Below are 26,818 nucleotides of genomic sequence, written 5' to 3'. Positions count from 1 at the left end.
GAGGAGATTGCATGAGCCTGCCCGCTGCGTTCCTGCGTGATGCCGAGCGCCTGATCCCCGCCGAACGCCGTTTCGACGACCCGACCTCCACCCTGGCCTTCGGCACCGACGCCAGCTTCTACCGGCTGATCCCCAAGCTGGTGGTGCGCGTCGAGTCCGAGGACGAAGTGGTCGGGCTGATTCAACTGGCCCAGCGCGATCGCGTACCGGTGACCTTCCGCGCCGCCGGCACCAGCCTGTCCGGCCAGGCCATCAGCGATTCGGTGCTGATCGTGCTCGGCGATAGCTGGGGGGGTAAAGAAATCCGCGGCCAAGGCGAACAGATCCGCCTGCAGCCCGGCGTCATCGGCGCCCAGGCCAACGCCTGGCTGGCCCCGTACGGGCGCAAGATCGGCCCCGACCCGGCCTCGATCAACGCCTGCAAGATCGGCGGTATCGTCGCCAACAACGCCAGTGGAATGTGCTGCGGCACCGCGCAGAACACCTACCACACCCTCGCCGGCCTGCGCCTGGTGCTGGCCGACGGCACCCGCCTGGACAGCGAAGACCCGGCCAGTGTCGCGGCCTTTGAAAACAGCCACGCCGACCTGCTCGAAGCGCTGGCCCGGCTGGGCCGCGAAACCCGCGCCAACACTGAACTGGCCGACCGCATCCGGCACAAATACCGGCTGAAGAACACCACCGGCTTGTCACTCAACGCACTGGTGGACTACGACCAACCGCTGGATATCCTGCAGCACTTGCTGGTCGGTTCCGAAGGCACCCTGGGCTTCATCAGCGCCGTCACCTACGACACCGTGCCGGATCACCCGCACAAGGCCAGCGCCTTGCTGGTATTCCCCAGCGTGGAAAGCTGCTGCCGCGCCGTCACCGTGCTCAAGCGCCAGCCGGTTTCCGCCGTCGAACTGCTCGACCGCCGCAGCCTGCGTTCGGTGCAGAACATGCCGGGCATGCCGCTGTGGGTCAAAGGCCTGTCGGACAACGCCTGCGCGCTGCTGATCGAGTCCCGCGCAGCCAGCCAGAGCCTGCTGCACGAACAACTGCAGCTAGTGATGGCCTCGATCGCCGACTACCCGCTGGAGCAGAAGGTCGACTTCAGCGAAGACCCGGCCGTGTACAACCAGCTGTGGAAGATCCGCAAGGACACCTTCCCCGCCGTCGGCGCCGTGCGCCAGACCGGCACCACGGTGATCATCGAAGACGTCACCTTCCCCATCGAGCAACTGGCCGAAGGCGTCAACCGCCTGATCCAGCTGTTCGACAAGCACCATTACGACGAGGCGATCATCTTCGGCCACGCGCTGGAAGGTAACCTGCACTTCGTCTTCACCCAGGGCTTCAACAGCGCCGAGGAAGTCGCGCGCTACCAGGCCTTCATGGACGACGTGGCGCAACTGGTGGCCGTCGAGTTCGGCGGCTCGCTCAAGGCCGAACACGGCACCGGGCGCAACATGGCGCCGTTCGTGGAGCTGGAATGGGGCCATGACGCCTACCAGCTGATGTGGAAGCTCAAGCGCCTGCTCGACCCCAACGGCATCCTCAACCCCGACGTGGTGCTGAGCGAAGACCCGGATATCCACCTTAAGAACCTCAAGCCGCTGCCCGCCGCCGACGAGATCGTCGACAAGTGCATCGAGTGCGGCTTCTGCGAACCGGTCTGCCCCTCCAAGGGCCTGACTCTCAGCCCACGCCAGCGCATCGTCATGTGGCGCGACATCCAGGCGAAGCAACGCGCCGGCATCGACACCCGTGAGCTGCTGCAGACCTACCAGTACCAAGGCATCGACACCTGCGCCGCTACCGGCCTGTGCGCCCAGCGCTGCCCGGTCGGGATCAATACCGGCGAACTGGTAAAGAAGCTGCGCAGCCAGGCTGCCAACCACGCCAAGGCCGCCGACTGGTTGGCCGAGCACTTCCACACCGCCTTGGGCGGCGCCCGCTTCACCCTGACCGCCGCCAACACCGCCCGCAAGCTGCTCGGCGCCCCACGCCTGGGGCGCCTCAGCACAGCACTGAGCAAAGTCAGCAAAGGCCACCTGCCACAGTGGACCCCGACCATGCCACAGCCGCTGCGCACGATGCACTTCGGCCCGGCAAGCAACGACGCCCGCCCCCGCGTCGTCTACCTCGCCGCCTGCGTATCGCGCGTGATGGGCCCGGCCTTCGCCGACCGCGAGCAAAGCTCGCTGCTCGACAAGACCCGCGCCCTATTGGAAAAAGCCGGCTACCAGGTGGTGTTCCCGGACAACGCCGACAGCCTCTGCTGCGGTCAGCCGTTCGCCTCCAAGGGCTACCCCGAGCAGGCCGAACACAAGCGCCAGGAGCTGATCAACGCCCTGCTCCACGCCAGCCGCGGCGGCCTCGACCCGATCTACTGCGACACCAGCCCCTGCACCCTGCGCATGGTGCAAGACCTGCGCGAAACCCGGCTGGACCTGTACGACCCGGTGCGCTTCATCCGCACCCACCTGCTCGATAAGCTTGAGTTCACTCCCCAGGACGAGCCGGTGGCCGTGCACGTGACCTGCAGCACCCAGCACCTGGGCGAAAGCCAGGCACTGATCGACCTGGCACGCCGTTGCAGCAAGCAGGTGGTGATTCCGGAAGGTATCCACTGCTGCGGCTTCGCTGGCGACAAGGGCTTCACCACCCCCGAGCTCAACGCCCACTCGCTGCGCAGCCTGAAAGATGCGGTGCAGTATTGCAGCGAAGGCATCTCCACCAGCCGCACCTGTGAAATCGGCCTGTCCAGCCATAGCGGCATCGACTATCACGGCCTGGTCTACCTGGTAGACCGCGTCACCCGCCCACGCAGTATCTGACCTTACAAGAAGCTTCACGACCCATTCGCGGGCTTGCCCCGCGAATCGAGGGCAAAGCCCTCGCCCGCAACATCTGGCCACACACCAGCATGTCGTCAAGCCAACACCCCGATTGAACCGCCGCCAAATCACAGCAGTCCACCTTTATAGGCCCACTTCCAAGCGGCCATAAAAGGAGACACCCATGAAAGGTACCGCGCTCTCGGCCCTCTTCGCGGCCGCAACCCTCTTGGCTTCGCCGGTATTCGCCGCCGAAGACCTGTGCACCGCCAACCTGCAGAAGATCGACGACAGCATGGCCACCGCCGGTGCTACCTCAGATGGCTTGGACAAAGCCGTGACCGAGCAGGTCGACAAAGCCAAGGCCGCCCAGGCTTCAGGTGACACCAAAGGCTGCATCGCCATCACCAGCAAAGTGCTTGAGCGTCTGGAAAAAACCGAGAAAGGCAGCGGCACGTCCGGTGGTAGCGGCGGTGCTTGAGCCCTCCAGCGTGGGCGACAGGACCGGCTGTCGACGTCGCCCGCACAATGGCGTATACTCCGCCTCACGTACCGTAAGGTGCGTTAGCCAAGAGCTAGTGTGGGGCCGATCAGGATTCGACGCCGGTAGCGAAACTCTAGGTGCATGCCGAGTTGGTAACAGAACTCGTAAATCCACTGTTGCAACTTTCTATAGTTGCCAATGACGAAAACTACGAGGGCTACGCTCTCGCTGCGTAAGCAGCTGAGCCCGCTCTCCTGGTAGCTTCGGCTCCAGCAATCATCAGGGGATGCCTGTAAACCCGAAATGATTGTCATACAGAACAGGATCGTCGTGTAGCACGTTGGGGGCAAAGCGACTAAAACTTACCCAACTCATCCAAAGCACCCTGCCCGTCGGGCGGCTGCGGATTAAATCAGTAGACACGGCTAAGCATGTAGTACCGACAGCGGAGTACTGGCGGACGGGGGTTCAAATCCCCCCGGCTCCACCAAATCCAAGAAAGAAGACGCCCTGGGGCGTCTTTTTTTGTGCCTGGACCTAGCGCGCAGATTGCAGCACCAATGCCGGCAGCGGACGGCTGAGCAGCAATCCAACCAGCACAGAGAACACCAATGCCGCACCGCCGGCACATAGCAACATCGTCTGGAAACCACCGAAGAACGCTTGCAACGCCAAGGGTGCCACAGTTTCGCGCAAGTTCGGTTCGGCTATCGCCAGCGCCGCCGGCACGTCACCCGCTGCTACGCGAGCCGCCATGGCGCCAACATTGCCCAATTGCTCAGGCGCCACCTGCTGTATCGCCTGGCGCAGTAACTGTTCACTGCGTGCGGCCAACACCCCGCCGAAGATACCGATAGCAAGCACAATCGCCCCAAACCGCGTAGTCGTACTCAACCCCGAAGCCATCCCCGTCCGTTCCCGCGGCACACACGCCATGATGTTCTTCTGCGTATCCCCATTAAGCAGCCCAGCCCCCGCCCCCAGCACCAGACTGGCCAAGGCAAACGCCCCATACCCCCCAACCCCCACAGCCCAGGCACATAGCAGATTCCCCACCCCCACCAACACCAGCCCCAATGCAAACACCTGCGCCGGGCTCAACCGCACAGCCAATCGCATCCCCCACCGCGGCGTCAGCAACATCGCCACCGCAAACGGCAACATCCCCGCCCCCGCCGCCAGCGCCGACAACTGCAGACCGTTCTGCAGGTACAACGGCAACAACGTCATCATCACCTGCGCACAAGCGGCGTAAGCGAACATCCCCAGTAATGCTCCAATGAAGCGACCGCTGCGCATTAGTTGCAGGTCGATCATCGGTCGCTCCTGGCTCCGCTCAACCATGATGAACAGCCCAAACAGGAACGCACTGATCAGCAGCCGCCCGAGCGTATCGACACTGGTCCAGCCCACCTGGTTGGCCTCGATCATCGCCCAGATCAGGCAACCCAGGCTGCCGGCGAAGGTCAGGCTGCCCATCGGGTCGAGCCGTGCAGCGTCACTGTCGCGAGACTCTTCGATACTGCGCAACACCATCAGCGCCAGCACCGCGACCAATGGCAGGTTGATGTAGAAGATCCAGCGCCAGCCAAGAGTGCTGGCGATCACGCCGCCGAGCAATGGCGCGAAGGTGATGGTCGCACCCATGCAGGCGCCCCAGAACGCCCAGGCGCGCATGCGCTCCTGCGGTTCGTGGAAGCGGTGGCCGATGGCCGCCAAGGCCGAGGTCAGCAGCATGGCCGCGCCTATACCTTTGGCTGCCCGGGCAAGGTCGAGGAACAGCAGGCTGGGCGCCGCGCCACAGGCCAGCGAGGCGATGGCGAACACGGCCAAGCCGATCAGCAGCATGCGCTGGCGACCGAAGCGGTCGGCCAGGCTGCCGGCGGGCAGCAGGCAGGCGGCGAAAGCCAGGAGGTAGGCGCTGACTACCCATTCGATATCGGCGAACGAGCCAGACAGGTCGCGGGCGATGCTCGGTAGGCTGACGGCGACGATGTTGGTGTCGAGGATGATCAGGGCGCAGACCAGGGAGGCGGTGAGCAGGGTAAAGCGTGCTGAGGGCATGGATAGGCTCCGGGGTTGGCTGGCCAGTGAGATCGCCGGGGCTGCTTTGCAGCCCATCGCCGGCAAGCGCGGCTCCCACAGGTACAGTGCAGTGGATTCACCTTAATGCCTTCGGCCCCGAAGCTTGTTAGCCTCAAGGAACCGCATCATTAGCCTGCAGGTAACACCGCATGGAGATTCGCCACTTCCGCTACTTCCTCTGCGTCGCTCGCCACGGCCACTTCACCCGTGCTGCCGAGCAGCTAGGCATCGCGCCGCCCACCCTTAGCCGGCAGATCCAGGACATGGAGCGCGAGCTGGGCGTGCGGCTGTTCGAGCGCAATCAGCGCGAAGTGAACCTCACCGCCGCCGGCCAGGCGCTGCTGATCGAGGCCGAGCAGGCGGTGCGCCAGTTCGATGCCGCGCAGCTGGGCGCCCAACGTGCCGGCCGTGGCGAAAGCGGGCGTATCGAGCTGGGTTATGTGGCGTCGGCGGCGTATTCAGGCATGCTGCAGCGGCAGGTGATCAGCTTCAGCGATGCACACCCCGGCGTGCGTTTGAACATCCGTGAACTGCCCATGGCCGAGCTGCCGGGCATGGTGCGTGATGGTCTGCTTGATCTGGCTTATGTGCGCTCGCCGATGGAGTTGCCGGAAGAACTCGAAGCCATCGCCCTGCATCAGGAAGGCTTCGTGCTCGCCCTGCCCGCCAGCTCGCGGATCAACGAACTGTCGCAGATTCCTGCAGCGCGCCTGGCCAATGAGACCTTCATCCTGCCGGAACAGATTTCCGGCACGCTGGAGGTGGCGGCACAGGGTAGCTTCGTCCCACGGCTGGGGCCGCAACCGGGCAGCCTGGTGGCAGTGATTACCTTGGTGTCGCTGGGGCAAGGGATCGCCGTGGTGCCGGAGTCGGTGGTGCAGCGCATCAGCCTGCCGCAGGTGAACTACCGGCGGATTGCCGATTGCCAGGCCAGCTCTTGGTTGAGCCTGGTCCACAGGCGGTTCGAGAAAGCGCCAGCGGTGAGCAGGTACATCGAGATGGTGGGCGATTAGAGCCCGAGCAATTCGTCTCAGCGCTGATGAGGCTTTTATCTCCGCCAGGTGTTCACCACAACATTTTCAGCGCCTAACAGATCGAGCGCCGCCCGCGCGGCGCATCGCGAGCTAACGCTCGCTCCTACGTTTGTTTCGGGCCAATTATTCCTGTGGATTTTGCGCGCGAACGCCTTGGTGCATGGCGCGATATCGCGTCGTACAAACAAGGCGGTCGCGCGCGCCTGGCACAGGCGTTACTGGCCAGAAACAAACGTAGGAGCGAGCGCTAGCTCGCGATGCGCCGCGCGGGCGGCGCTCGATCTCATAGGCGCTGAATCAATATCGCCGAACACAAAAAAAACAAGGGCACCCATCCACTGGTGCCCTCGCCCTTCTTGCAAGGTGAACTCAATCACCCCATCGACCGCGCCCCCACCGTTTGCGCATGGCCCCGCGAGGTCACGATCCCCAGGAAGGAAATCACGATCGCCAGGCCCAAGGTCGAACTCACTTCCGCCCGATGCTCTGGCGTGTACATCATTACGGCCAGAGCACCGGCGATGAAGATGATCACCGCCCAGGTCAGGTACGGGAACAGCCACATGCGGAACTTGAGTTCCGTGTTCTCGCGCTCCAGGCGGCGGCGCATGCGCAGCTGGGAGATGGCGATGACCATGTACACCAGCAGTGCGATGGCGCCGGAGCTGGCCAGCAGAAACTCGAACACACCCTTGGGCGCGAAGTAGTTCAGCACGGCAATGCCGGCGCCGATCAGGGTGCTGCCGAACACTGCGGAACGTGGCACACCGACCTTGGAGGTCTTGTTGAGGAACGCCGGGGCGTCGCCGCGCTTGGCCAGCGAGTACATCATCCGCGAGGCGATGTAGATCGACGAGTTCATGCAGCTGGTCACGGCCACCAGCACTACCAGGTCGACCATGAAGGCAGCGTTGGGAATGTTCATGATTTCCAGCGCGCGCTGGTACGAACCCACCACCGCCAGCTGCGGATCGTTCCATGGCACTACCGAGATGATCACGAAGATCGACAGGATGTAGAAGGTGCTGATGCGCCAGATCACCGAGCGGGTGGCCTTGGCGATATTGCGCGACGGGTCGCTGGACTCGGACGCGGCGATAGTCACGGCCTCGGTGCCGATAAAGCTGAACATCACGGTGATGAACGCACCGATCACCGCTGACCAGCCTTTCGGCGCAAAGCCGCCGTGTTCGGCGATCAGCCCGCTCAGGCCACTGACTTCACGGTTGGGCAGCCAGCCCATCAGCGCGGCAAAGCCCAAGCCGATGAAGCCGAGAATCGCCGTGACCTTGAGGATGGCGAACCAGAACTCGAATTCGCCGTACTTGGCCACGCTGAACAGGTTGGTGCCCGCCAGCAACAGCACCGAAGCGAGGGCGAAGATCCAGCTGGGGATATCAGGGAACCAGGCGTTGAGCACATGCCCTGCTGCCAATGCCTCGATCGGGATCACCAGCACCCAGAACCACCAGTACAACCAGCCGATGGTATAGCCGGCCCAGCGGCCGATGGCCTGGTCAGCGTAGGTGGAGAACGATCCAGTGTCCGGGTGTGCCACGGCCATTTCGCCGAGCATGCGCATGACCAGTACCACCAGGGTCCCGGCCACGAAGTATGAAAGAATGGTGGCTGGCCCGGCCGCCGCAATGGCGTGCCCGGAACCTACGAAAAGTCCTGCGCCGATGATGCCGGCGATGGACAGCATCGTTACATGACGTGGCTTGAAACCTTGTGCAAGGTTGCCATCAGATCCCACGGTGTTCATTGATGTTGTTCTCTTTTTGCTGACACAAGGATGGACGGGCAGGCGTAGGCGAAAATATCTCCTTTCAAATCAATAAGTCGACACGTTGCTAGCGCTCTGTTGTTGATCTTTGGCACGCATCACAGAGCAACGTGTCAGTGCGGTTCGGGCTTCATTTAAGCCTTGCAAGGCTGCGGGAAATTACACGAGAACGCCTCGGAACTGTTCGATCACGACAGCGCATTTCCATAAACGCCAGATGTCGCGAATGGCATATTCGATCACGTCAGGGGTCCATCTGACGCTTTAGTTTTTCATCTGGATGTGTTTCTGCCGGGCACAAAAAAGCCCCGGTCTCCCGGGGCCTCTGTTGCTCAGGCGTCTGCCTACGCCTGCCCGGTACGCTCGAAGCGCCTGGCCAGCAACAGGTAAGCGAAGATCCCCAGCACGCCATGGGCGGCCACGAACCAGAGTGCGTTGTGGAACGAGCCGGTGCTGGCGACCACGTAACCAATCACCAGCGGGGTGACGATGCCGGCGATGTTGCCGATGCCGTTGAACACGCCACCGCACAGGCCGACCATCTTCTTCGGCGCCACGTCCGACAGCACCGCCCAGCCCACCGCCGCCAGGCCCTTGCCGAAGAAGGCCAGGGTCATCAGGGCGATTACCGCCGCGTTGCCGTCCACATAGTTGGCCAGCACCAGGCTGGTAGACAGCGCCATGCCGATCACGAACGGGGTCTTGCGTGCCTTCGACGGGTGCACGCCGCGGCGGATCAGCCAGTCCGAAACGAAGCCGCCGAGAATGCCGCCGGTGAAGCCGCAGATGGCTGGCAGCGCAGCGACCCAGCCGGCTTCCATGATGGTCATGCCACGGCCCTTGATCAGATAGATCGGGAACCAGGTGATGAAGAAGTAGGTAAGCGCGGTGATGCAGTACTGGCCCAGGTACACTGCCCACAGGTTACGGCTGGTGAACAACTGCGCGATCTCGGCACGGGTCGGTTTGCTCTTGGCCGTCTTGCGCTCCCTTTCCAGGTCGACCAGGGCGCCGCCTTCACGCATGTAGTCCAGCTCTTCGCGGCTCAGCCCTGGTGCGCTGTGCGGTTCGTGATAAAGACGGAACCACACCACGCTCAGCACCAGCCCCAGCACGCCCATCCAGATAAATACCTGCTCCCAGCTCAGGCTGTGGGTCATCCACGCCATCAGCGGGGCGAACACCACCACGGCCATGTACTGCGCCGAGTTGAACAAGGCAGAGGCCGTGCCGCGTTCACGGGTCGGGAACCAGCAGCTGACGATGCGCGAGTTGGCCGGGAACGCCGGTGACTCCACCAGGCCGAGCATGAAGCGCAGGGAGAACAGCGCCACCGCCGCCGACACCCCGGCCAGGCCCAGCCAGCCGACGGTGCCTTGCAGCAGGGTGAACAGTGACCAGAGAATCAGGCTGACGCCGTACACCCGGCGCGCGCCGAAGCGGTCGAGCAGCCAGCCGCCGGGCACCTGGCCCAGGGCGTAGGCCCAGGCGAACGCCGAGAAGATCATGCCCAGCATCACCGGGTCCAGACCCAGGTCTTTCAGTACTTCGGTGCCGGTGATCGACAAGGTGGCGCGGTCGGCGTAGTTGATGACGGTGATGACGAAGATCAGCGCCAGGACCAGGAAGCGATGGCGACCGATCCCGGCCACGGCCTGCGGTGCGGCGACGGCGGATTTGCTGTTCATGTGGACCCTCTTGCCTCTCGGTGGAAGCGATTGTTCTTGTACGGAGAAGGTGTGGCCCTTGGGCCTTGTGTTGCCTGTGCCGGCCTCTTCGCGGGGCAAGCCCGCTCCTACAGGATTTCACCTGTCTTTGTAGGAGCGGGCTTGTCCCGCGAAGAGGCCCTAAAGGTCGATCACCCGATTCGGCGGCACCTCACCTCGAAAACAGGCTGCAAGGTTGTTCAGCACCATGCGCCCCATCTCCAACCGGGTCTGCAGCGTGGCGCTACCACGATGGGGCTGCAGGCTGACCTGATTCAGGTCACGCAACGCTGGCGGTACATACGGCTCATCGACGAACACATCCAGCCCGGCCCCGGCAATGCGCTGCTCACGCAACGCCTCGACCAGCGCGTCCTCATCGACCAACTTGCCGCGCGCCACATTCACCAGGTACCCCTCCGGCCCCAGTGCATCGAGCACCTCGGCCGTCACCAGCACCTGGCCGCCATCGGCGGAAGCCGCCACCACCAGCACATCCACCGAACGCGCCAGCTCGACCAGATCGGCCTCGTAGCGGTAACCGGTTGCTGGCTGCTCGCGTCGCCCGTTGTAGGCAATGCGCATGTCGAATGCAGTGGCGCGCCGAGCGATAGCCTTGCCCACCTCGCCCAGCCCGACGATGCCCAGATCGATGCCGCTGACCTTGCGCGCCAATGGCAGGTTGACCGTGCTCCACAATCCGTCGCGCACCAACCGCTCACCCTCGCCCAGGCGGCGCAGGGTGCTGATGATCAGGCCCATGGCCAAGTCGGCCACATCGGCGGTGAGCACGCCCGGTGTGGTGGTGACATGGATGCCGCGGCTGGCTGCGTGGCGCAGGTCCACGGCGTCGGTGCCGATACCGCTGATGGCGATGATCTCGAGGGCGGGCAACTGGTCCATCAGCGCGTTCGACAGGCCCTTGGCGCCACCGGTGACCACCGCGCGAATGCGCGGGCCAACTTCGGCGAGCAGCTGTTGCGGGTGGTCGTGCTGATACAGGCGATGCACTTGATAGGCGCTGACCAGCTGGGCATCGATGGCCTCGGGTACGGGCTGGGTCAGCAACACGTCGATGGGTTTGTTGTTCATCGTGGGCATCCGGCAGTTCGAAGACATGACTCGATGCTAGGCCCGCATTTGATACAGGTCTAATATAGATGCTGGATCGAATAATTCAGGAATTGAATCATGGAGCTGCACCAGTTGCGCTGCTTCGTCGCCGTCGCCGAAGAGCTGCATTTCGGCCGCGCCGCCACCCGCCTGCACATGACACAGCCGCCGCTGAGCCGGCAGATCCAGCTGCTGGAACACGCCCTCGGGGTGCTGTTGCTGGAGCGCAACAACCGCCAGGCGCGCCTGACCTTGGCCGGGCAAAGCTTTCTCGAAGATGCCCGGCGCATCCTGCAAATCGCCGAATCGGCCAGCCAGTCGGCGCGGCGTATCGCCCATGGCGAAGCCGGCCGCCTGACCCTGGGCTTCACTGCCGTCGGCGCCTACAGCATGATCCCGCGCTTGCTGGTGCACGCCGGGCAGACCTTGCCGGACATCGAGCTGGTGCTCAGCGAGCGCGTCTCGTCCACCCAGGTGCATGACCTGGAAGCGGGCTTGATCGATGTCGGCCTGGTGCGCCAGGTGATGCCCAGTGCCCGTGTGGAATACTTGCCGATCCATCGCGAACCCTTCGTCGCCGCCCTCCCCGCCGGGCATGCGCTGGCGGCACGCGAGCGGCTCAAGCCAAGCGATTTCGATGAGCAGCCGTTCGTGATGTACAGCGCCAACGAAGGGCGCTATTTCCATGACCGCATCGCCAACCTGTTTGCCCGGCATGAGGTGCAGCCGCAGTACCTGCATCAGCTGGGGCAAACGCATTCGATCCTGGGCTTGGTCAATGTCGGGCTGGGCTGTGCGGTGGTGCCAGCTTCGGCGCAGGCATTGCGCCTGGAGCAGGTGGTGTTCAAGCCGTTGGTGGGGATGGAGCAGCAGGCGGAGATCTTTCTGGCGTTTTGCCGGGATAACCCGAACCCGGTGCTGGGGAGCTTTGTGGCGATGGCGCGGGCCTTTTTCGAGAAGGGATAGCCTGTTCTGGCCTCTTCGCGGGCTTGTCCCGCGAAGAGGCCGGATGCCTTAACGCACCAGGCAAGGCCGCTTGTTGTCGAAGCTCCAACCCGGAATCAGGAACTGCATCGCTACGCTGTCATCCCGCGCCCCCAACCCCATATTGCGGTAGCACTCATGGGCCTTCGCCAGCTGGTCTTCATCCAGCTCCACCCCCAGCCCCGGCCGCGCCGGCACCCGCACATGGCCATCGACGATCCGCAGCGGCTCACGGGTCAGGCGCTGACCGTCCTGCCAGATCCAGTGGGTATCGATGGCGGTGATCTCACCCGGCGCCGCCGCTGCCACCTGGGTGAACATCGCCAACGAAATGTCGAAGTGGTTGTTCGAGTGCGAGCCCCAGGTCAGGCCCCAGTCGTTGCACATCTGCGCCACCCGCACCGAACCTTGCAAGGTCCAGAAGTGCGGGTCGGCCAAGGGGATGTCCACCGACTGCAGCTGGATCGCATGGCCCATCTGCCGCCAGTCGGTGGCGATCATGTTGGTGGCCGTCGGCAGGCCGGTGGCACGGCGGAACTCGGCCATCACCTCACGGCCCGAATAGCCGTTCTCGGCACCGCAAGGGTCTTCGGCATAGGCCAGCACATCGTGCTTGTCGCGGCACAAGGCGATGGCCTCTTTCAGCGACCAAGCGCCGTTCGGGTCGAGGGTGATACGCGCTTCGGGGAAGCGTTCGGCCAAGGCTGTTACCGCTTCCATTTCCTCCTCGCCACGCAACACACCGCCCTTGAGCTTGAAGTCGCTGAAGCCATAGCGCTGTTTGGCGGCTTCGGCCAGGCGCACCACCGCTTCCGGGGTCAGGGCCTTTTCGTGGCGCAGGCGGAACCAGTCGTCGTCGGCATCGGCTTCGTTGCGGTAGGCCAGGTCGGTCTGCTGGCGGTCGCCGATGTAGAACAGGTAGCCGAGCATCTTCACCGCCTCGCGCTGCTGGCCCTCACCCAGCAGCGCCGCCATCGGCACGTTGAGGTGCTGGCCGAGCAGGTCGAGCAGCGCCGACTCGATGGCGGTCACCGCGTGCACGGTGATGCGCAGGTCGAAGGTCTGCAGGCCTCGGCCGGCGGAATCGCGGTTGGCAAAGGTCTGGCGCATGGCGTTGAGCACGCGCTGGTAGTGGCCGATCGGCTGGCCGACCACCAGGCTGCGGGCGTCCTCCAGGGTCTGGCGGATCTTCTCGCCACCGGGCACTTCGCCCAGGCCGGTGTTGCCGGCACTGTCGCGCAGCACCACGACGTTGCGGGTGAAGTACGGGCCGTGGGCGCCACTGAGGTTGAGCAGCATGCTGTCGTGGCCAGCCACGGGGATAACGCGCAGGTCGGTGACGACCGGGGTACTTGTGTGAACGGCGGGATTGGTCTGCATATTCATGGTTGTTGTCTCGCAGTCATCAGTGGGTCTGGCCCAAGGCCGAAGGCGCCTTGTGGTCTTCAGAGGGAGCGCCCTTTGGGCGAATGCGTACGAAGAAGATGGCGATGGCCGCCAGCACCGAGGTCACGGCCAGGCCATACAGCCCGCCCTGGATCGACCCGGTCTGCTGTTCGAGCAGGCCGAAGGTGGTAGGGGCGACGAAGCCGCCGAGGTTGCCGACCGAGTTGATCAGGGCGATCACCGCCGCAGCGATGCGGGCGTCCAGGTAGCCTTGCGGGATCGGCCAGAACAGCGATGAGGCCGACTTGAAGCCGATGGCGGCGAAACACACCGCGACAAAGGCGAACACCGGGCCGCCGGTGGTAGACATGAACATGCCGATGGCGGCGACTATCAAGGCACCCGCCACCCAGGCCTGCTGGAACTTCCAGCGCGTGGAGCCGGCGGCGAAGGCGTACATGGCGATGATCGAGATCAGCCAGGGGATCGAGTTGAAGAAGCCGACCTGCAGATCGCTAAGGTCGCCCATGCGCTTGATGATGCTTGGCAGCCAGAAGGTGGCAGCGTAGATGGTCAGCTGGATGCAGAAGTAGATCAGGCAGAACAGCACGATCTGGCGGTCCTTGAGCAGGCTCCAGGCCGATGGCTTCACCGCACCGACCGCTTCACGCTCTTGCTGCTCACGGTCGATGGTCGCTACCAGCGCCTCCTGTTCGGCCTGGCTCAACCACTTGGCATCCTGCGGCTTGGAGTCGAGCCAGAAGAACACGAAGAAGCACAGGGTCACCGAGGCCATGCCTTCGATGAACAGCATCCACTGCCAGCCGTGCAGGCCCAGGCCCTGGATCTGCATCAGCGCACCGGCCAGCGGCCCGGAAATCAGCGACGCCAAGGCAGAGCCGCTGAGGAAGATCGCGATCGCCTTGCCGCGCTCGGCAGCCGGCAGCCAGCGGGTGAAGTAGTAGATAACACCGGGGAAGAAGCCCGCCTCGGCCACGCCCAGCAGGAAGCGCAGCACGTAGAACTGGGTTTCGTTCTGGACGAAAGCCATGGCGGTGGCCACCAGGCCCCAGGTGAACATGATGCGGGTCAGCCACAGCCGCGCACCGACCTTTTGCAGCAGCATGTTCGAGGGCACCTCGAACAGCGCGTAGCCGATGAAGAACAGCCCGGCGCCGAAACCAAAGGCGGCAGCACTGATGCCCAGGTCGCTTTCCAGGTGCGGGCGGACGAAGCCGATGTTGACGCGGTCGAGGTAGTTGACGATGAACATGATGACGAACAGCGGCAAGACGTGGCGCTTGACCTTGGCCACGGCACTGGCCAAAGCGTCGCCTTCATTCCGGGCAGACGGAGCGAGGGTGTCGTTCACTTGTGGATCTCCCACTAATTGTTTTTGTGCGGGTCGAAGTTTTCTGACATGACAGTGGAACGGAGCATATGCGCAGCCAGGTTGTACGACAAGATGCCGAATGTCGCCTAAAGAGCAAAATACAAGCGTATAACTAGCAATATTGCGTCGAACATGACGACAAATCAATTAACAGCCCTCTACCGCGCAGGGAAAAACCAGGCAAAAAATATTTTTATCGGTTAACTTGTCGTACAAGCACCTTGCCCTGGAACTCCCCATGGATACTTCCCCCGCCAAACGCAGCCACAGCCGCGCCCATGACCTGGTGTCGAGCCTGACCCAGCAGATCCTGCTGGGCACCTTCAAGCCGGGAGACAAACTGCCGTCGGAGAACACCCTGGTGCGCGAGCATGGGGTCAGCCGCACCGTGGTCCGCGAAGCGTTGTCGAAGCTGCAGGCCTCAGGCCTGGTAGAACCGCGCCACGGCATCGGCACCTTCGTGATGGAGCGCCAGGGCCAGGCGGGTTTGCGCGTGGGGGCGGAGAATGCCGCGAGCGTGCGCGACCTGCTGGAGCTGCGCATCGGCCTGGAGGGCCAGGCGGCGGCCCTGGCGGCCGTGCGCCGCAGTGACGAGCACCTGGCACGCATGCGCCAGGCGCTGGATGATTATCAGGACCTGGCGGCTGCCGGTGACAGCTGCATCGAGGCGGACCGGCGTTTTCACCTGTTGATCGCCGAGGCCACCGGCAACCTGTATTTCAGCGAGATGATGGCGCAGCTGGGCAACGGCCTGATCCCGCGTAACCGCATGGCCCTGGCCGAACGCGCCGGGGCCAAGCTGGCGCGGCACGCGTACCTGGCCAACCTCGAGCACGAGGCGATCCTCAATGCCATCCGCCGGCAGGACCCGGATGCGGCGCGAGCGGCGATCTGCCTGCACCTGTCCAACAGCCGCGATCGCCTCCTGCCGGACTGAAATTGCGCTATTCCTGTGGGAGCTGCGTCAACCTTATAAATCAGGCCAACGCCCAATCCACCAGCACCTGCAAGCGCCCTTGCGAACACCGCTCAACCCGCGCCTCGACGCCATACACCTCAGCCAGCAGTTCAGGCTGCAGCACCTCCTCCGGCGCTCCGCACGCCACGACCCTGCCCCCGCGCAACACCACCAGCCAGTCGGCATGGCTCGCGGCCAGGTTGATATCATGCAACACCGCCACTGCCAGCAACCGATGCGCCACCACCCGCTCGCGCACCGCGCCCATCACCCGCAACTGGTAATGCAGGTCCAGCGCACTGGTCGGCTCATCGAGCAACAGCACCTGCGGATTGCGCGCCATCAACTGCGCCAGCGCCACCAGTTGCCGCTGGCCACCGGACAGGCTGTCGAGCGAGCGCTCGGCCAGCGCCTCGATACCGAGCTGACGCAATGCCTCGTAGGCGTTGCCAAGCAGGTCATCCGTACCACTCACGCGCAACGCCGCGACAATGCTTTCCAGCACCCCAAGGGCTATCCCCGGTGGCAGTTGCTGGGGCATGTAGGCCAGCCGTCGTGAGCGCTCGGCAAAGCTCAGTCGGGTCACGTCCTGGCCATCCAGGCTCAAGCCGCCCTTCATCCGCTCCAGCCCCGCCAGCGCCCGCAGCAAGGTCGACTTGCCCGCACCATTGGGACCGACCAGCGCCACCAGGCTACCGGCCGGCAGCTCCGGCAAGCTCACCCCGTGCAGGATCTGCCGCGCACCATAGGCGACCGCCACCTCATCGATCAACAGGCTCACAGTCTTCTCCCCCGGCGGAATACCAGCAGCACGAACACCGGCACCCCGACCAACGCCGTGACAATGCCCACCGGCACGATCACCCCGGGCAGGATCAGCTTGCTGGCAAGCGACGACATCGACAACATCAACGCCCCCACCAGCGCGCTGGCCGGCAGCAGAAAGCGTTGGTCCTCACCGACCAGCAAGCGGGCGATATGCGGCCCGACCAGGCCGACGAAGCCGATGGTGCCGACGAATGCCACGGCCGTGGCCGACAGCAGGCTGATGCGCAGCAGCGAGGCAAAGCGCAGGCGCCGGGTGTCCACGCCAAAACTGCGCGCGCGGTCCTCGCCCATGCGCAACAGGGTCATGGCCGGCGCGGCGCGCAGCGAGAACGGCAACAGCAGCGCCAGCACCAGGGCGAGGATGCCGAGCTTCTGCCAGTCGGCCCGGGCCAGGCTGCCCAAGGTCCAGAACACCAGTTGCTGCAGCACGTCTTCGGTGGCCAGCAACTGCAGCAGCGAAACCAGCGCATTGCAGCTGAACACCAAGGCAATGCCGAACAGCACTAGGCTCTCCACCCCTGCACCTCGCAAGCGCGACATGGCCTGCAGCAACACCACCGACAGGCAGGCGAAGACGAAGGCCATCACCGTCACCTGCGCGCTTGGCGCCAGCCACGCGATACCCAGTGGATAGGCGATCGCCAGCGATGCACCGAGCGCCGCCGATGACGACACGCCGAGGGTGAAGGGGCTGGCCAGCGGGTTGTCGAGGATCGCCTGCATCTCGGCGCCAGCGAGCGCCAATGCCGAGCCCACCTGTACCGCCATCAGCGAGTACGGCAGGCGCACGTTCCAGATGATCACCCGCTCGGTGGCGCTCAGCGTCGCCGGGTCGAAGATGCCCTGCAGCAGCTGCCCGAGGCTCATACCCGAGGCACCACTGGCCAGGTCTCCGAGCACCGACAGCAGCAGCATCAGCGCCAGCGCGAATACCAGCAAGGCCCGCCGCCAGAGCAGGCGGCGGTAATGCCAGGCGGCGAGTGCCGCACCCTCCTGCGCCAGCGCGGTCACTTGGCGTCGACCCAGTACTGGCCGTCCAGGCCTACCTTCAGCATGCGGTTGATTTCACCCAGGGTGGCCTGTGGGTCGACATCCTCGAAGCGCTCGGGATGCACCCAACGCGCCATGGCCTCGATCGCGAGGATGTTGAACGGCGAGTTGTAGAAGTCATGCCACAGGCCGTGGGCCTGCCCAGCCTGGATCGGCCGCAGCGGCGCGAACTCAGGGCGTGCAGTGATCTTCGCCAGGCTCTGGCGGGCAGTCTCGGTGGATACACCCGCGCCCAGCAGCACGCCCGGCGCACGGTTGCCGGTGGCGATGTACACGTCCGGGTCGGCTTGCAGCACGTATTCGACACTGACGTCGCCCAGCGCGCCCGGCACCACGTCGGCGCCGATATTGTGCCCGCCGACTGCCTCGACCACGCTGCCCAGCCCGCTCTTGCCGGTGGTATGCCCCGGTGCCTGCCACACGCCCGCCAGCAGTTCGAGAAACACTTTCGGCCGCTCACTGGGCTTTAGCGAGGCCACGCTGTCGGTGATGTGCTTGAGGTGGCGGTCGTACAGGCTCAGGTATTCCTGCGCCTGCTGTTCACGCCCGAGCAAGACGCCCAGCGCCTGCATGCTGACATGAGTATTGCTGATCGGGTGCACGCGGAAGTCGACGAACAGCACCGGCACCCCGGCCTTTTCCAGCAGGTCGGCCACCGGGCTGTGCTGGGTCGGGCCTTCGCCGGCGATGCTGAAGATCGCCAGGTCCGGCTTGAGCGCGAGGATCTGCTCGGCACTGACGCTCTGCTCAGAGGCCTGGCCGATCAATGGCAGCCTGGCGACCTGCGGGTACAGCTTGGCGTAGACATCGTAGGTGTGCGGATCGAGCAGGCGCATGTCGTTCTGCCAGCCGACCACGCGCTGGAACGGGTCGTCGCGGTCGAGCAAGGCCAAGGCGAAGAACAACCGCCCTTCGCCGAGCACGATGCGCTGCGGCGCATGATCGACGTCGACCTTGCGCCCGAGCACGTCGGTCACTTCCACGGCACTGGCGGTTTGCGCAAAGCCGGCAGTGGTCGCCAGCACCACGAGGGCAAGCAGCAGGCGCTGCCGAATACAACGAAGAAAGCACATCGGGGAATCCTCTTGAAGAGAATCAGTCGCATCTGAAGCGGGGCATTCTAGCCAGCCGCCTTCCCCTGCCGATGTGCGCAAATGTATTGGCTTGTCGGGCGCTCGTTACAGTTTCACCAGGTCAGGCAGATCTTGCCGAAATGCCGGTTGCTCTCCTGATAGCGGAACGCCTCGACGATCTGCTCCAGCTCGAAATGCTTGTCCACCACTGGCCGCAAGCCGTTGGCATCGATCGCCCGCACCATCGCCTGCTGCTGCGCACGGCTGCCCACCAGCACACCTTGCAGGCGGATCTGCCGCACCAGTGCCTGCACCAGCGGCAGCTGCCCGGCCACGCCGGTAAGAATGCCGATCAGCGACACGTGCCCACCGATGCGCGCGGCGATCATCGACTGCTCCAGGGTCGCCGGCCCGCCCACTTCGATCACATGATCGACGCCGCGATTGCCCGTGAGCTCACGCGCCTTCTCACCCCAGGCCGGGGTGCTCTTGTAGTTGATCAGGTGGTCGGCGCCGAGGGCTTTCAGGCGTTCGAGCTTGGCGTCGCTGGACGACGTGGCGATGACCGTGGCACCTGCCAGCTTGGCGAACTGCAGGGCGAAGATCGACACACCACCGGTGCCCTGCACCAGCACCGTGTCACCCGGCTTGAGGTGGTCATCGCTCATCAAGGTGCGCCAGGCGGTAAGGCCGGCCGTGGTCAGGGTCGCAGCCTCGGCATGGCTGAAGCCCTTGGGTGCCAGGGTGAACGAGGTGGCCGCAGCCGTGACCTGTTCGCGGGCATAACCATCGATGCCGTCACCAGGCACCCGGCCAAAGCCTTCGACATTGGCCTGGCCGTCGAGCCAGTCGGGGAAGAAGGTGCTGACGACGTTATCGCCGACCTTGAACTCGCTCACACCCGCACCGACCGCGATCACTTCGCCGGCACCGTCGGCCATAGGAATGCGCCGCTCGCTCGGGCCCCACATGCCGCTGACCACGGCGAAGTCGTGATAGTTGAGGGAGCTGGCATGCAGCTGCACGGTGATCTCGCCGGCCTTGGGCGCTGGGGCCTCGCAGATGCCGACTTCGACCTTGTCGTAGCCGCCGCCGGGTTGCACATAGATGGCCTTGCTGGTCATGAGTGAGGCTCCATTCAGAGGAAAGACTGGGGTTCAGCATAGCCAGTAGCGGCCCTTTCGCGGGACAAGCGAAGAGGCCTGCACAGGTAACAGAAAACTCAGCCCAGCATCACCCGTAATGCCCGGCAATCTGCCGCATGCCAATCCACCAGCTCCGGCCATGGATTATCCGGCAGATTCACCAACACCGTGCGCGCCCCTGCCGCCCGCCCACAATCCAGGTCAAAGCGGTAATCCCCAACCATCACCAACTCGCCGGGCGCCACACCCCAGGCGCGGGCAATCTTCAACAGCCCATCCGGGCTCGGCTTGGGCTCTGCCTCATCGCGCCCGAGAATGTGCTCGACCGCAAAGCAGTCCGCCAGGCCGATTGCCTCAAGCGTCACATGCGCCAGCTCCCGCGCATTGCGGGTCAGGATGCCCAGGCGGCAACCACGCTCGGCCAGTTCACGCACCAGCTCCACCGCCCCGGTGGCCGCTGTCGAGGCAATCGCCAGGTCGCGTTCATGTTCCAGCAGCCAGGCATGCTTGGCCGCCGCTTCCGCCGCCGGCAGCGCCGCCAGGTGGGTGAGAATGTCGTGCTCGGCCGGGATATCCAGGGCCACGCGGATGGCGGCGAAATCGTGCACCGCCACGGTCAGGGTGCCATCCATGTCGAACACCCAGTTGTGGATTTCGCCCAGGCTCATGCCCAATCCTTGCGGTGACGAATCAGGCCTTCCTGGGTCGACGACGCCACCAGCTGGCCGGCGCGGTTGAAGATGCTGCCGCGGCAGAAGCCACGGGCATTGCCTGCCCACGGGCTGTCGGTGGCGTACAGCAGCCACTCATCGGCGCGCAGGTTGTGGTGGAACCACAGCGAATGATCGAGGCTGGCGATCTGCATGTCGCGCTGCCACACCGACTTGCCATGGGGCAGCAGCGAGGTGGTCAACAGGCCGAAATCGGAGGCGTAGGCCAGCAGGTACTTGTGCAGTGCAGGTACGTCCGGGAGTGTGCCGTCGGCGCGGAACCAGGCGTACTTCACCGGGTCGCCGGGCTGGGGATTGAACGGGTCGCGCTCGGTCACCGGGCGGATCTCGATCGGCTTGGCGCACAGCACCTTGTCGCGGATGCGCTCGGGCAGCTTGTCGGCATGGGCGCTGGCCAGTTCGACTTCGGTCGGCAGGTTTTCCGGGCCGACCACATCGGGCATCTGCACCTGGTGCTCGAAGCCTTCCTCGTCGTACTGGAACGACGCGCTGCAGGTGAAGATCGGCTGGCCCTTCTGGATCGCCGTCACCCGCCGGGTGCTGAAGCTGCCGCCGTCACGCACGCGGTCCACCGAATAGACCACCGGCAGGCTGGCATCGCCCGGGCGAAGGAAGTAACCGTGCAACGAATGCACATGGCGCGCATCCTCGACCGTCTGGCTGGCGGCCGACAGCGACTGGCCCAACACCTGGCCACCGTACAGCTGGCGGAAGCCCAGGTCCTGGCTGCGGCCACGGAACAGGTTCTCCTCGATCGACTCGAGGCTCAACAGGTCGACCAGGTCGTCCAACACATGACTCATCGGGGGTTCTCCTTGTAGGAGCGAGCGTGCTCGCGATGCGCCGCATGAGCGGCGCTCGGTTTCACAGGCGCTGAACATTTTTCGGCGAGCACCTTGCAGATCTTGTAGATAGAGAAATGATACAGGGTTTGTCATCAACGCCGTGCATGGCGGCTCATTCAGTGCGCAGGGTTTGCTCCCAATGCGCGCGGTCAATGCGGTACAGCACATGAGGGCGCAGCGGGTGGCCGATGGGCAGGCGGGGGTGGTCGAAGCTGCCATTGGCGTCCTGGACCATGCCGATGGCCTGCATGACTTTCTGCGACGGCAAGTTGCTCTCGCTAGTGAACGACACCACCTCCTCCACACGCAATTGGGCGAAAGCACAACGCAGGCAAGTCCACGCCGCCTCGCTGGCAAAACCCAGGCCCCAGTGGCGTCGGGCCAGGCGCCAGCCAATCTCCACCGCCGGGACGAACGGCGCGTCGAAATTGACATTGAGCAAGCCCGTCATGCCGATGAAAGCCCCGCTGTCCTTTCGCTCCAAGGCCCACAGGCCGAAGCCATATTCGTTGAAGTGGCCACGAATCCTGCCGATCAGCGCCGCAGCCTCAAGCCGCGTCATCGGCGCCGGGAAATAACGCATCACCTGCGGGTCGGCGCATAGCGCGGCGAACTCGCGCAGGTCGTCATCGTGCCATTGGCGCAGCACCAGGCGTGCGCTTTCCAGGTGGAGGATGGGGGTCATGGGACGAGCTCCGGTTTTGCGCTGTGGCATTTAACAGCGTAGGCGCGGCCAGGTTTTTCACGCAACCGGCGGCGCCCGGAATGCAATTTTCACAACCCCTTCACCCGCCCCCGACAGACGGCTGAGCACAATACCGCCACACCACCGCCGCGCCATTGGAGTGACGCATGCAGCCGAGCAACATCTTGGGCCATCCCGCCATCCACGCCCGCCGCAAGCGACGCATGTCACGCAAAGCCCTTGGTGCCGCTCTCGGCCTGTGCATGGTGATCGCGGCAGTGACCACCTGGCTGGCGACGAGGACCCATATCGTGGACCTTGGCAACGAGCAACAGTTGAGTGAAAGCGGCCTCCTGCAAGACTGGGCCGAAGGCGCGGTGATCGTGATGATCCGCCATGCCGAGCGTTGTGACAGCGCACCCGGCCCGTGCCTGAACGACCCCACCGGCATCACCGTGGCCGGCAGCGAGGCCGCCACGCGGGTCGGCCAAGGCTTTAAGCAACTGGGCCTGAGCAATGCCGATGTGCTCGCCAGCCCCAAAGTGCGCACCCTGCAAACCGCGCACTTCATCCTTGGCCAGGCCGTACCGAGCGAAGCCTGGCTGGAAAGCTGCGACAACCAGTTCGCCAGTGAAGCGCTGGAACGCAAGCGTGCAGGGCACAACCTGGTGCTGGTGACCCACAATGGCTGCATCGACCATTTCGCCCGCCAGCAACGGGTGGCCGGTGGTGAACGCGAGAGCAACTACACCAGCGCGCTGTTCGTCTCGGTGGACGCCAATGGCAAGGCGCGAATCCTTGGACGCTTGAACGAGCCGGACTGGCAACGGGTATTGGCCAGCGCAGGGAAATAACTGGCAAGATCAGCGCTGGCCCTGATTGCGAAGTCCCCATGCCGTTGCCGCTGATCTACCACGAAGACTACAGCCCGGAATTCCCCGCCGAGCACCGCTTTCCCATGGACAAGTTCCGCCTGCTGCGCGACCACCTGGTCGACAGCGGGCTGACCACCGACCAGGCCCTGCTGCGCCCTGACATCTGCCCCAACGATATCCTCGCCCTGGCCCATGATCGCAGCTACATAGAGCGCTACATGAATGGCGAGCTGTCCCGCGAGGACCAGCGCCGCCTCGGCCTGCCCTGGAGCGAAGCCCTGGCCCGGCGTACCGTGCGCGCGGTGGGCGGCTCGCTGTTGACCGCCGAGATGGCGCTGCAGCACGGCATCGCCTGCCACCTGGCCGGCGGCACCCACCACGCCCACTACGACCACCCGGCCGGCTTTTGCATCTTCAATGACCTGGCAGTGATCAGCCGCTACCTGCTCGAAGCCGGCCGCGTGCACCGGGTGCTGATCTTCGACTGCGATGTGCACCAGGGCGACGGCACGGCACGCATCCTCCACGACACCCCGGACGCCATCACCGTGTCCCTGCACTGCGAGCAGAACTTCCCGGCGCGCAAGGCCCACAGTGACTGGGACATTCCCCTGCCACGCGGCATGGGCGACACGGCTTACCTGAAGGTGGTGGAGGACGCGCTGAACTACCTGCTGCCGCTGTATCAACCCGACCTGGTGCTGTACGACGCCGGCGTCGATGTGCACAAGGACGATGCGCTGGGCTACCTGCAACTCACCGACCAGGGCCTGGCGGCGCGTGACGAGCGGGTGATGCGCCACTGCCTGGGCCGCGATATCCCGGTGGTCGGAGTGATCGGTGGGGGCTACAGCAAGGACCGTGAAGCCCTGGCCAGGCGCCACGGCATTCTTCACCACAGTGCGGCGCGAGTCATCGGTTGTTCACAATGACTGTGGAACCGCTTGTGGATAACCTGCGGGAAAGGCGCTGCAGCCCTTTACGGGCTTGGCCTGTAGAGCATTGATCATTTTTTGTTCAGTACTTAGGTTGGCCCGGCTGCGCTAGAATGAGCGTCTTTTCCACAGCCTTTTGCCTACCATGTCTGAAAAATCCCCCATTTCCCCTCCCCTGGCCGTCGTTATTGGCGGCGGCCCTGCCGGCTTGATGGCTGCAGAAGCCATGGCCCAGGCGGGCCTGGCGGTGGAAGTGTTCGACGCCATGCCATCGGTGGGCCGCAAGTTCCTGCTGGCCGGCGTCGGCGGCATGAACATCACCCATTCGGAAGTTTATCCACAGTTCGTTTCGCGCTATGCCGAGCGGCAGAGCGAGATCGACGGGTTGTTGCGCGACTTCGATGCCGATGCGCTGCGCCAGTGGATTCACGGGCTGGGTATCGAAACCTTTGTCGGTACGTCGGGCCGGGTTTTTCCGACCGACATGAAAGCTGCCCCGCTGCTGCGCGCCTGGCTGAAGCGCCTGCGTGACAACGGTGTAGTTATCCACACCCGCCATCGCTGGCTGGGCTGGAATGCCGACGGTAGCTTGCGTATCGCTTATCCACAGGGTGAACGGCAGGTCAAGGCCGACGCCGTGGTGCTGGCCCTCGGTGGCGCCAGCTGGGCAAGGCTGGGCTCCGATGGTGCCTGGCAACCGCTGCTGGCCGAACGCACTGTGGATATCTCGCCGCTGCGGCCGAGCAATTGCGGTTTCGAGGTCGAAGGCTGGAGTCCAGTGCTTGTGGACAAGTTCGCAGGGGCACCGCTGAAGAACATTGCCCTGAGCGTGCCGGGCATGGCGCCGCGCAAAGGCGAGTTCATCCTCACCGCACAGGGCGTCGAGGGTAGCCTGGTGTATGCGTGGTCGGGGCAATTGCGCCAGGCCATCGAACATGAGGGGCAAGCCAGGCTGTTGCTCGACCTGTTGCCGGACAAGCCTGTGGACAAGATCGCCCAGGCGCTGGCAAAACCACGCGGGTCGCGGTCGATGGCCAAGCATCTGCACAGCCAGTTGGGGATCGACGGGGTCAAGGCGGGGTTGCTGCGGGAGCTGACGGATCAGGCGACGTTTGCCGATCCTCAGGCATTGGCGCGGGCGATCAAGGCCTTGCCGATCACGCTGGTACGCACGCGTCCGCTGGATGAAGCGATCAGCAGTGCCGGTGGCGTGCGTTTCGAAGGGCTGGATGAAGGGTTGATGGTTCGCCGGATGCCGGGAGTGTTCTGTGCGGGCGAGATGCTCGACTGGGAGGCGCCGACTGGGGGGTATCTGCTGACGGCGTGCTTTGCCAGTGGATTGCGAGCGGGGCGTGCTGCAGCAGACTGGCTCAGTTCCTGACAACTTGTGGGAGCCGCGCTTGCCGGCGATGGGCCGCGAAGCGGCCCCACGATTTCAAGGTTGTTGCATAAATTGAGGGGCCGCTTCGCGGCCCATCGCCGGCAAGCGCGGCTCCCACAGGGGATCGCGCCAGCTTTAAGAATTCCCAAAACTACGGTTTGCGCTTGCGCGGCCCGCCGTTGAAGCTTGGCACCTTGCGCACAGCCTTCACCGATGGCTCGGCAGCTCCTGCCTCGGCACTGTCCATCCAACGCCCCAGCCCACGCTTGGCGCTGTTCTCTTTCGGTTTCTTGGGCTTCTTCGGCTTCTTGATCACCTGGCCACTGGCATCGGTCATCGGTACCCGGTGCTCGGGGATGAAGTCCGGCTCTTCATGACGCGGCAAGGTCTGCCGGGTCAGTACTTCAATCGCCGACAGCATCTGCACTTCATCGGCACACACCAGCGAGATCGCCTCGCCCTTGTTGCCGGCCCGGCCGGTACGGCCAATGCGGTGGACGTAATCCTCGGCCACGATCGGCAGGTCGAGGTTGACCACCAGCGGCAGGTCGTCGATATCCAGGCCACGGGCCGCGACATCGGTCGCTACCAGCACCTGGATTTCCCGCGCCTTGAAACTGTCCAGCGCGCGCTGGCGGGTGGCCTGCGGGCGGTCGCCGTGGATGCCGTCGGCATTGACACCTTCAGCCAGCAAGCGCTCGACCAGCTGATCGACGCCATTGCGGGTCTTGGCGAATACCAGCACCTGCTTCCAGCGCTGCTTGCGCAGCAGGTGCATGAACAAGTCGGTCTTGCGCTTCTTGTCCACAGGCACCAGCCACTGCTTGACGGTGGTCGCCGCAGCGTTGCGCGGGCTGACTTCAATGCTCAGCGGGTCGTTCAGGGCCAGGCCTGCAAGCATGCGGATCTGCTCGGAGAAGGTGGCGGAGAACAGCAGCGTCTGGCGCTTGCGCGGCAAGGCGGCGTACACCGACTGCAGCTCCTCGGCAAAACCCAGGTCGAGCATGCGGTCGGCTTCGTCGAGCACCAGGGTCTGCACCTGGTTGAACTTCACTGCGTTCTGACGGAACAGGTCGAGCAGACGACCGGGCGTTGCCACCAGCAGGTCGACGCCACGGCGCAGGCGCATCATCTGCGGGTTGATGCTGACCCCGCCGTACACCGCGTAGGTGCTCAGCGGCAGGTTCTCGGCATACTCGCGCACGTTGTTGTGCACCTGCTCGGCCAGCTCGCGGGTCGGCACCAGCACCAGCGCACGGATCGAGTTGCTGGCAACCTTCTCACCTTCCAACGCCAGGCGTTGCAGCACTGGCAAGGCGAAACCGGCGGTCTTGCCGGTGCCGGTCTGGGCTGCGGCCATCAGGTCGCGGCCGGCCAGCACGGCAGGGATGGCCTTGGCCTGGACCGGGGTTGGGGTGGTGTAGTCCAGCTGCTGCAAGGTGCGCAGCAGCGGTTCGATCAGGCCGAGTTGGGCGAAATTCATGGCAATACCGTCAGGGGGTTCAGCGAAGGCGGCAAG

At 64.3% G+C, this 26,818-nt stretch carries 22 protein-coding genes and 1 other RNA gene; 9 read left to right on the top strand and 14 right to left on the bottom strand.

Annotated elements, in window-relative coordinates; all coding sequences use genetic code 11:
• The first annotated feature begins 11 nt into the window (after window positions 1–11).
• From C2H86_RS15345 to ssrA, 3 genes are all read left to right on the top strand, one after another.
• On the top strand, window positions 12–2,822 hold the full coding sequence (locus C2H86_RS15345; protein ID WP_159408792.1) for an FAD-binding and (Fe-S)-binding domain-containing protein: 2,811 nt from the start codon (window positions 12–14) through the stop codon (window positions 2,820–2,822).
• A gap of 184 nt (window positions 2,823–3,006) precedes the next feature.
• Window positions 3,007–3,303 carry a hypothetical protein gene (locus tag C2H86_RS15340; protein ID WP_159408791.1) on the top strand — a complete coding sequence of 99 codons (297 nt, stop codon included), beginning with the start codon at window positions 3,007–3,009 and terminating at the stop codon, window positions 3,301–3,303.
• Window positions 3,304–3,404: 101 nt separating this feature from the next.
• Window positions 3,405–3,796, top strand: a transfer-messenger RNA (tmRNA) gene (gene ssrA, locus C2H86_RS15335).
• Window positions 3,797–3,843: 47 nt separating this feature from the next.
• Here ssrA and C2H86_RS15330 read toward each other — a convergent pair.
• Window positions 3,844–5,370, bottom strand: coding sequence for an MFS transporter (locus C2H86_RS15330; protein WP_159408790.1), 1,527 nt, complete (start codon window positions 5,368–5,370; stop codon window positions 3,844–3,846).
• Between the two features lie 170 nt (window positions 5,371–5,540).
• On the opposite strand from C2H86_RS15330, the gene C2H86_RS15325 reads away from it, so the two are divergent.
• Window positions 5,541–6,404: a LysR family transcriptional regulator gene (locus C2H86_RS15325; RefSeq protein WP_159408789.1), complete on the top strand. Its 864-nt coding sequence runs from the start codon at window positions 5,541–5,543 to the stop codon at window positions 6,402–6,404.
• Window positions 6,405–6,798: 394 nt separating this feature from the next.
• Here C2H86_RS15325 and gabP read toward each other — a convergent pair whose 3' ends face one another.
• The 3 genes from gabP to C2H86_RS15310 all read right to left on the bottom strand — a co-directional run bounded on the left by gabP (window position 6,799) and on the right by C2H86_RS15310 (window position 11,009).
• Window positions 6,799–8,190, bottom strand: a complete 1,392-nt coding sequence (gabP, locus tag C2H86_RS15320) for a GABA permease (protein WP_159408788.1) — start codon at window positions 8,188–8,190, stop codon at window positions 6,799–6,801.
• A 365-nt stretch (window positions 8,191–8,555) separates the two neighbouring features.
• Window positions 8,556–9,899, bottom strand: a complete 1,344-nt coding sequence (locus C2H86_RS15315) for an MFS transporter (RefSeq protein WP_159408787.1) — start codon at window positions 9,897–9,899, stop codon at window positions 8,556–8,558.
• Window positions 9,900–10,058: 159 nt separating this feature from the next.
• On the bottom strand, window positions 10,059–11,009 hold the full coding sequence (locus C2H86_RS15310; RefSeq protein ID WP_159408786.1) for a 2-hydroxyacid dehydrogenase: 951 nt from the start codon (window positions 11,007–11,009) through the stop codon (window positions 10,059–10,061).
• A gap of 99 nt (window positions 11,010–11,108) precedes the next feature.
• Here C2H86_RS15310 and C2H86_RS15305 point away from each other — a divergent pair, with 99 nt between their 5' ends.
• Window positions 11,109–11,996, top strand: a complete 888-nt coding sequence (locus tag C2H86_RS15305; protein WP_159408785.1) for a LysR substrate-binding domain-containing protein — start codon at window positions 11,109–11,111, stop codon at window positions 11,994–11,996.
• Window positions 11,997–12,044: 48 nt separating this feature from the next.
• Here C2H86_RS15305 and gudD read toward each other — a convergent pair whose 3' ends face one another.
• Both gudD and C2H86_RS15295 read right to left on the bottom strand, forming a co-directional pair.
• The gene (gudD, locus tag C2H86_RS15300) at window positions 12,045–13,400 is read right to left on the bottom strand and encodes a glucarate dehydratase (RefSeq protein ID WP_110637703.1); all 1,356 of its coding nucleotides are present in this window, start codon (window positions 13,398–13,400) and stop codon (window positions 12,045–12,047) included.
• A gap of 19 nt (window positions 13,401–13,419) precedes the next feature.
• Window positions 13,420–14,772 (bottom strand): MFS transporter, encoded by a 1,353-nt coding sequence (locus tag C2H86_RS15295; RefSeq protein WP_159408784.1) that lies wholly within the window; start codon window positions 14,770–14,772, stop codon window positions 13,420–13,422.
• Between the two features lie 259 nt (window positions 14,773–15,031).
• On the opposite strand from C2H86_RS15295, the gene C2H86_RS15290 reads away from it, so the two are divergent.
• Entirely contained in the window at window positions 15,032–15,730 is a 699-nt protein-coding gene (locus C2H86_RS15290; RefSeq protein WP_159408783.1) for a FadR/GntR family transcriptional regulator, read from the top strand.
• Between the two features lie 40 nt (window positions 15,731–15,770).
• Here C2H86_RS15290 and C2H86_RS15285 read toward each other — a convergent pair whose 3' ends face one another.
• The 7 genes from C2H86_RS15285 to C2H86_RS15255 form a co-directional block, all read right to left on the bottom strand.
• Window positions 15,771–16,532 (bottom strand): ABC transporter ATP-binding protein, encoded by a 762-nt coding sequence (locus C2H86_RS15285; RefSeq protein WP_159408782.1) that lies wholly within the window; start codon window positions 16,530–16,532, stop codon window positions 15,771–15,773.
• Entirely contained in the window at window positions 16,529–17,590 is a 1,062-nt protein-coding gene (locus tag C2H86_RS15280) for a FecCD family ABC transporter permease (protein WP_205524548.1), read from the bottom strand. Before C2H86_RS15280 ends, C2H86_RS15285 begins: the two co-directional genes overlap by 4 nt.
• Window positions 17,587–18,702 carry an ABC transporter substrate-binding protein gene (locus C2H86_RS15275; RefSeq protein WP_159408781.1) on the bottom strand — a complete coding sequence of 372 codons (1,116 nt, stop codon included), beginning with the start codon at window positions 18,700–18,702 and terminating at the stop codon, window positions 17,587–17,589. The genes C2H86_RS15280 and C2H86_RS15275 overlap by 4 nt, the downstream gene beginning before the upstream one ends.
• A 113-nt stretch (window positions 18,703–18,815) precedes the next feature.
• Window positions 18,816–19,826, bottom strand: a complete 1,011-nt coding sequence (locus C2H86_RS15270; RefSeq protein WP_159408780.1) for a zinc-dependent alcohol dehydrogenase family protein — start codon at window positions 19,824–19,826, stop codon at window positions 18,816–18,818.
• Window positions 19,827–19,924: 98 nt separating this feature from the next.
• Window positions 19,925–20,515, bottom strand: coding sequence for an HAD family hydrolase (locus C2H86_RS15265; RefSeq protein WP_159408779.1), 591 nt, complete (start codon window positions 20,513–20,515; stop codon window positions 19,925–19,927).
• Window positions 20,512–21,381, bottom strand: coding sequence for an acyl-CoA thioesterase II (gene tesB, locus C2H86_RS15260; RefSeq protein WP_159408778.1), 870 nt, complete (start codon window positions 21,379–21,381; stop codon window positions 20,512–20,514). The genes C2H86_RS15265 and tesB overlap by 4 nt, the downstream gene beginning before the upstream one ends.
• A gap of 154 nt (window positions 21,382–21,535) precedes the next feature.
• The gene (locus C2H86_RS15255; RefSeq protein WP_159408777.1) at window positions 21,536–22,108 is read right to left on the bottom strand and encodes a GNAT family N-acetyltransferase; all 573 of its coding nucleotides are present in this window, start codon (window positions 22,106–22,108) and stop codon (window positions 21,536–21,538) included.
• Between the two features lie 167 nt (window positions 22,109–22,275).
• On the opposite strand from C2H86_RS15255, the gene C2H86_RS15250 reads away from it, so the two are divergent.
• From C2H86_RS15250 to C2H86_RS15240, 3 genes are all read left to right on the top strand, one after another.
• Window positions 22,276–22,962 carry a histidine phosphatase family protein gene (locus C2H86_RS15250; protein ID WP_159408776.1) on the top strand — a complete coding sequence of 229 codons (687 nt, stop codon included), beginning with the start codon at window positions 22,276–22,278 and terminating at the stop codon, window positions 22,960–22,962.
• 38 nt (window positions 22,963–23,000) lie between these two features.
• The gene (locus C2H86_RS15245) at window positions 23,001–23,915 is read left to right on the top strand and encodes a histone deacetylase family protein (RefSeq protein WP_159408775.1); all 915 of its coding nucleotides are present in this window, start codon (window positions 23,001–23,003) and stop codon (window positions 23,913–23,915) included.
• A 148-nt stretch (window positions 23,916–24,063) separates the two neighbouring features.
• Window positions 24,064–25,299 carry a TIGR03862 family flavoprotein gene (locus C2H86_RS15240; protein WP_159408774.1) on the top strand — a complete coding sequence of 412 codons (1,236 nt, stop codon included), beginning with the start codon at window positions 24,064–24,066 and terminating at the stop codon, window positions 25,297–25,299.
• A gap of 151 nt (window positions 25,300–25,450) precedes the next feature.
• Here the strand turns inward: C2H86_RS15240 and C2H86_RS15235 are convergent, their stop codons facing one another.
• Window positions 25,451–26,782 (bottom strand): DEAD/DEAH box helicase, encoded by a 1,332-nt coding sequence (locus C2H86_RS15235; RefSeq protein ID WP_103448876.1) that lies wholly within the window; start codon window positions 26,780–26,782, stop codon window positions 25,451–25,453.
• Window positions 26,783–26,818 lie beyond the last annotated feature (36 nt).

Origin of the sequence: Pseudomonas putida, assembly GCF_009883635.2 — a bacterium.
Lineage (GTDB): Bacteria > Pseudomonadota > Gammaproteobacteria > Pseudomonadales > Pseudomonadaceae > Aquipseudomonas > Aquipseudomonas putida_W.
Note: the sequence above shows the minus strand (reverse complement) of the source record. Positions and strands in the feature narration are given on the sequence as shown.

Excerpts from the sequence above, each read along its gene's own strand:
- gudD (WP_110637703.1), bottom strand. The coding sequence starts at position 13,400 with ATGAATATGCAGACCAATCCCGCCGTTCACACAAGTACCCCGGTCGTC.
- C2H86_RS15240 (WP_159408774.1), top strand. The coding sequence starts at position 24,064 with ATGTCTGAAAAATCCCCCATTTCCCCTCCCCTGGCCGTCGTTATTGGC.
- C2H86_RS15255 (WP_159408777.1), bottom strand. The coding sequence starts at position 22,108 with ATGACCCCCATCCTCCACCTGGAAAGCGCACGCCTGGTGCTGCGCCAA.
- C2H86_RS15325 (WP_159408789.1), top strand. The coding sequence starts at position 5,541 with ATGGAGATTCGCCACTTCCGCTACTTCCTCTGCGTCGCTCGCCACGGC.
- gabP (WP_159408788.1), bottom strand. The coding sequence starts at position 8,190 with ATGAACACCGTGGGATCTGATGGCAACCTTGCACAAGGTTTCAAGCCA.
- C2H86_RS15250 (WP_159408776.1), top strand. The coding sequence starts at position 22,276 with ATGCAGCCGAGCAACATCTTGGGCCATCCCGCCATCCACGCCCGCCGC.
- C2H86_RS15270 (WP_159408780.1), bottom strand. The coding sequence starts at position 19,826 with ATGACCAGCAAGGCCATCTATGTGCAACCCGGCGGCGGCTACGACAAG.
- C2H86_RS15345 (WP_159408792.1), top strand. The coding sequence starts at position 12 with ATGAGCCTGCCCGCTGCGTTCCTGCGTGATGCCGAGCGCCTGATCCCC.
- C2H86_RS15245 (WP_159408775.1), top strand. The coding sequence starts at position 23,001 with ATGCCGTTGCCGCTGATCTACCACGAAGACTACAGCCCGGAATTCCCC.
- C2H86_RS15305 (WP_159408785.1), top strand. The coding sequence starts at position 11,109 with ATGGAGCTGCACCAGTTGCGCTGCTTCGTCGCCGTCGCCGAAGAGCTG.
- C2H86_RS15235 (WP_103448876.1), bottom strand. The coding sequence starts at position 26,782 with ATGAATTTCGCCCAACTCGGCCTGATCGAACCGCTGCTGCGCACCTTG.
- C2H86_RS15290 (WP_159408783.1), top strand. The coding sequence starts at position 15,032 with ATGGATACTTCCCCCGCCAAACGCAGCCACAGCCGCGCCCATGACCTG.
- C2H86_RS15330 (WP_159408790.1), bottom strand. The coding sequence starts at position 5,370 with ATGCCCTCAGCACGCTTTACCCTGCTCACCGCCTCCCTGGTCTGCGCC.
- tesB (WP_159408778.1), bottom strand. The coding sequence starts at position 21,381 with ATGAGTCATGTGTTGGACGACCTGGTCGACCTGTTGAGCCTCGAGTCG.
- C2H86_RS15315 (WP_159408787.1), bottom strand. The coding sequence starts at position 9,899 with ATGAACAGCAAATCCGCCGTCGCCGCACCGCAGGCCGTGGCCGGGATC.
- C2H86_RS15310 (WP_159408786.1), bottom strand. The coding sequence starts at position 11,009 with ATGAACAACAAACCCATCGACGTGTTGCTGACCCAGCCCGTACCCGAG.
- C2H86_RS15265 (WP_159408779.1), bottom strand. The coding sequence starts at position 20,515 with ATGAGCCTGGGCGAAATCCACAACTGGGTGTTCGACATGGATGGCACC.
- C2H86_RS15275 (WP_159408781.1), bottom strand. The coding sequence starts at position 18,702 with ATGTGCTTTCTTCGTTGTATTCGGCAGCGCCTGCTGCTTGCCCTCGTG.
- C2H86_RS15340 (WP_159408791.1), top strand. The coding sequence starts at position 3,007 with ATGAAAGGTACCGCGCTCTCGGCCCTCTTCGCGGCCGCAACCCTCTTG.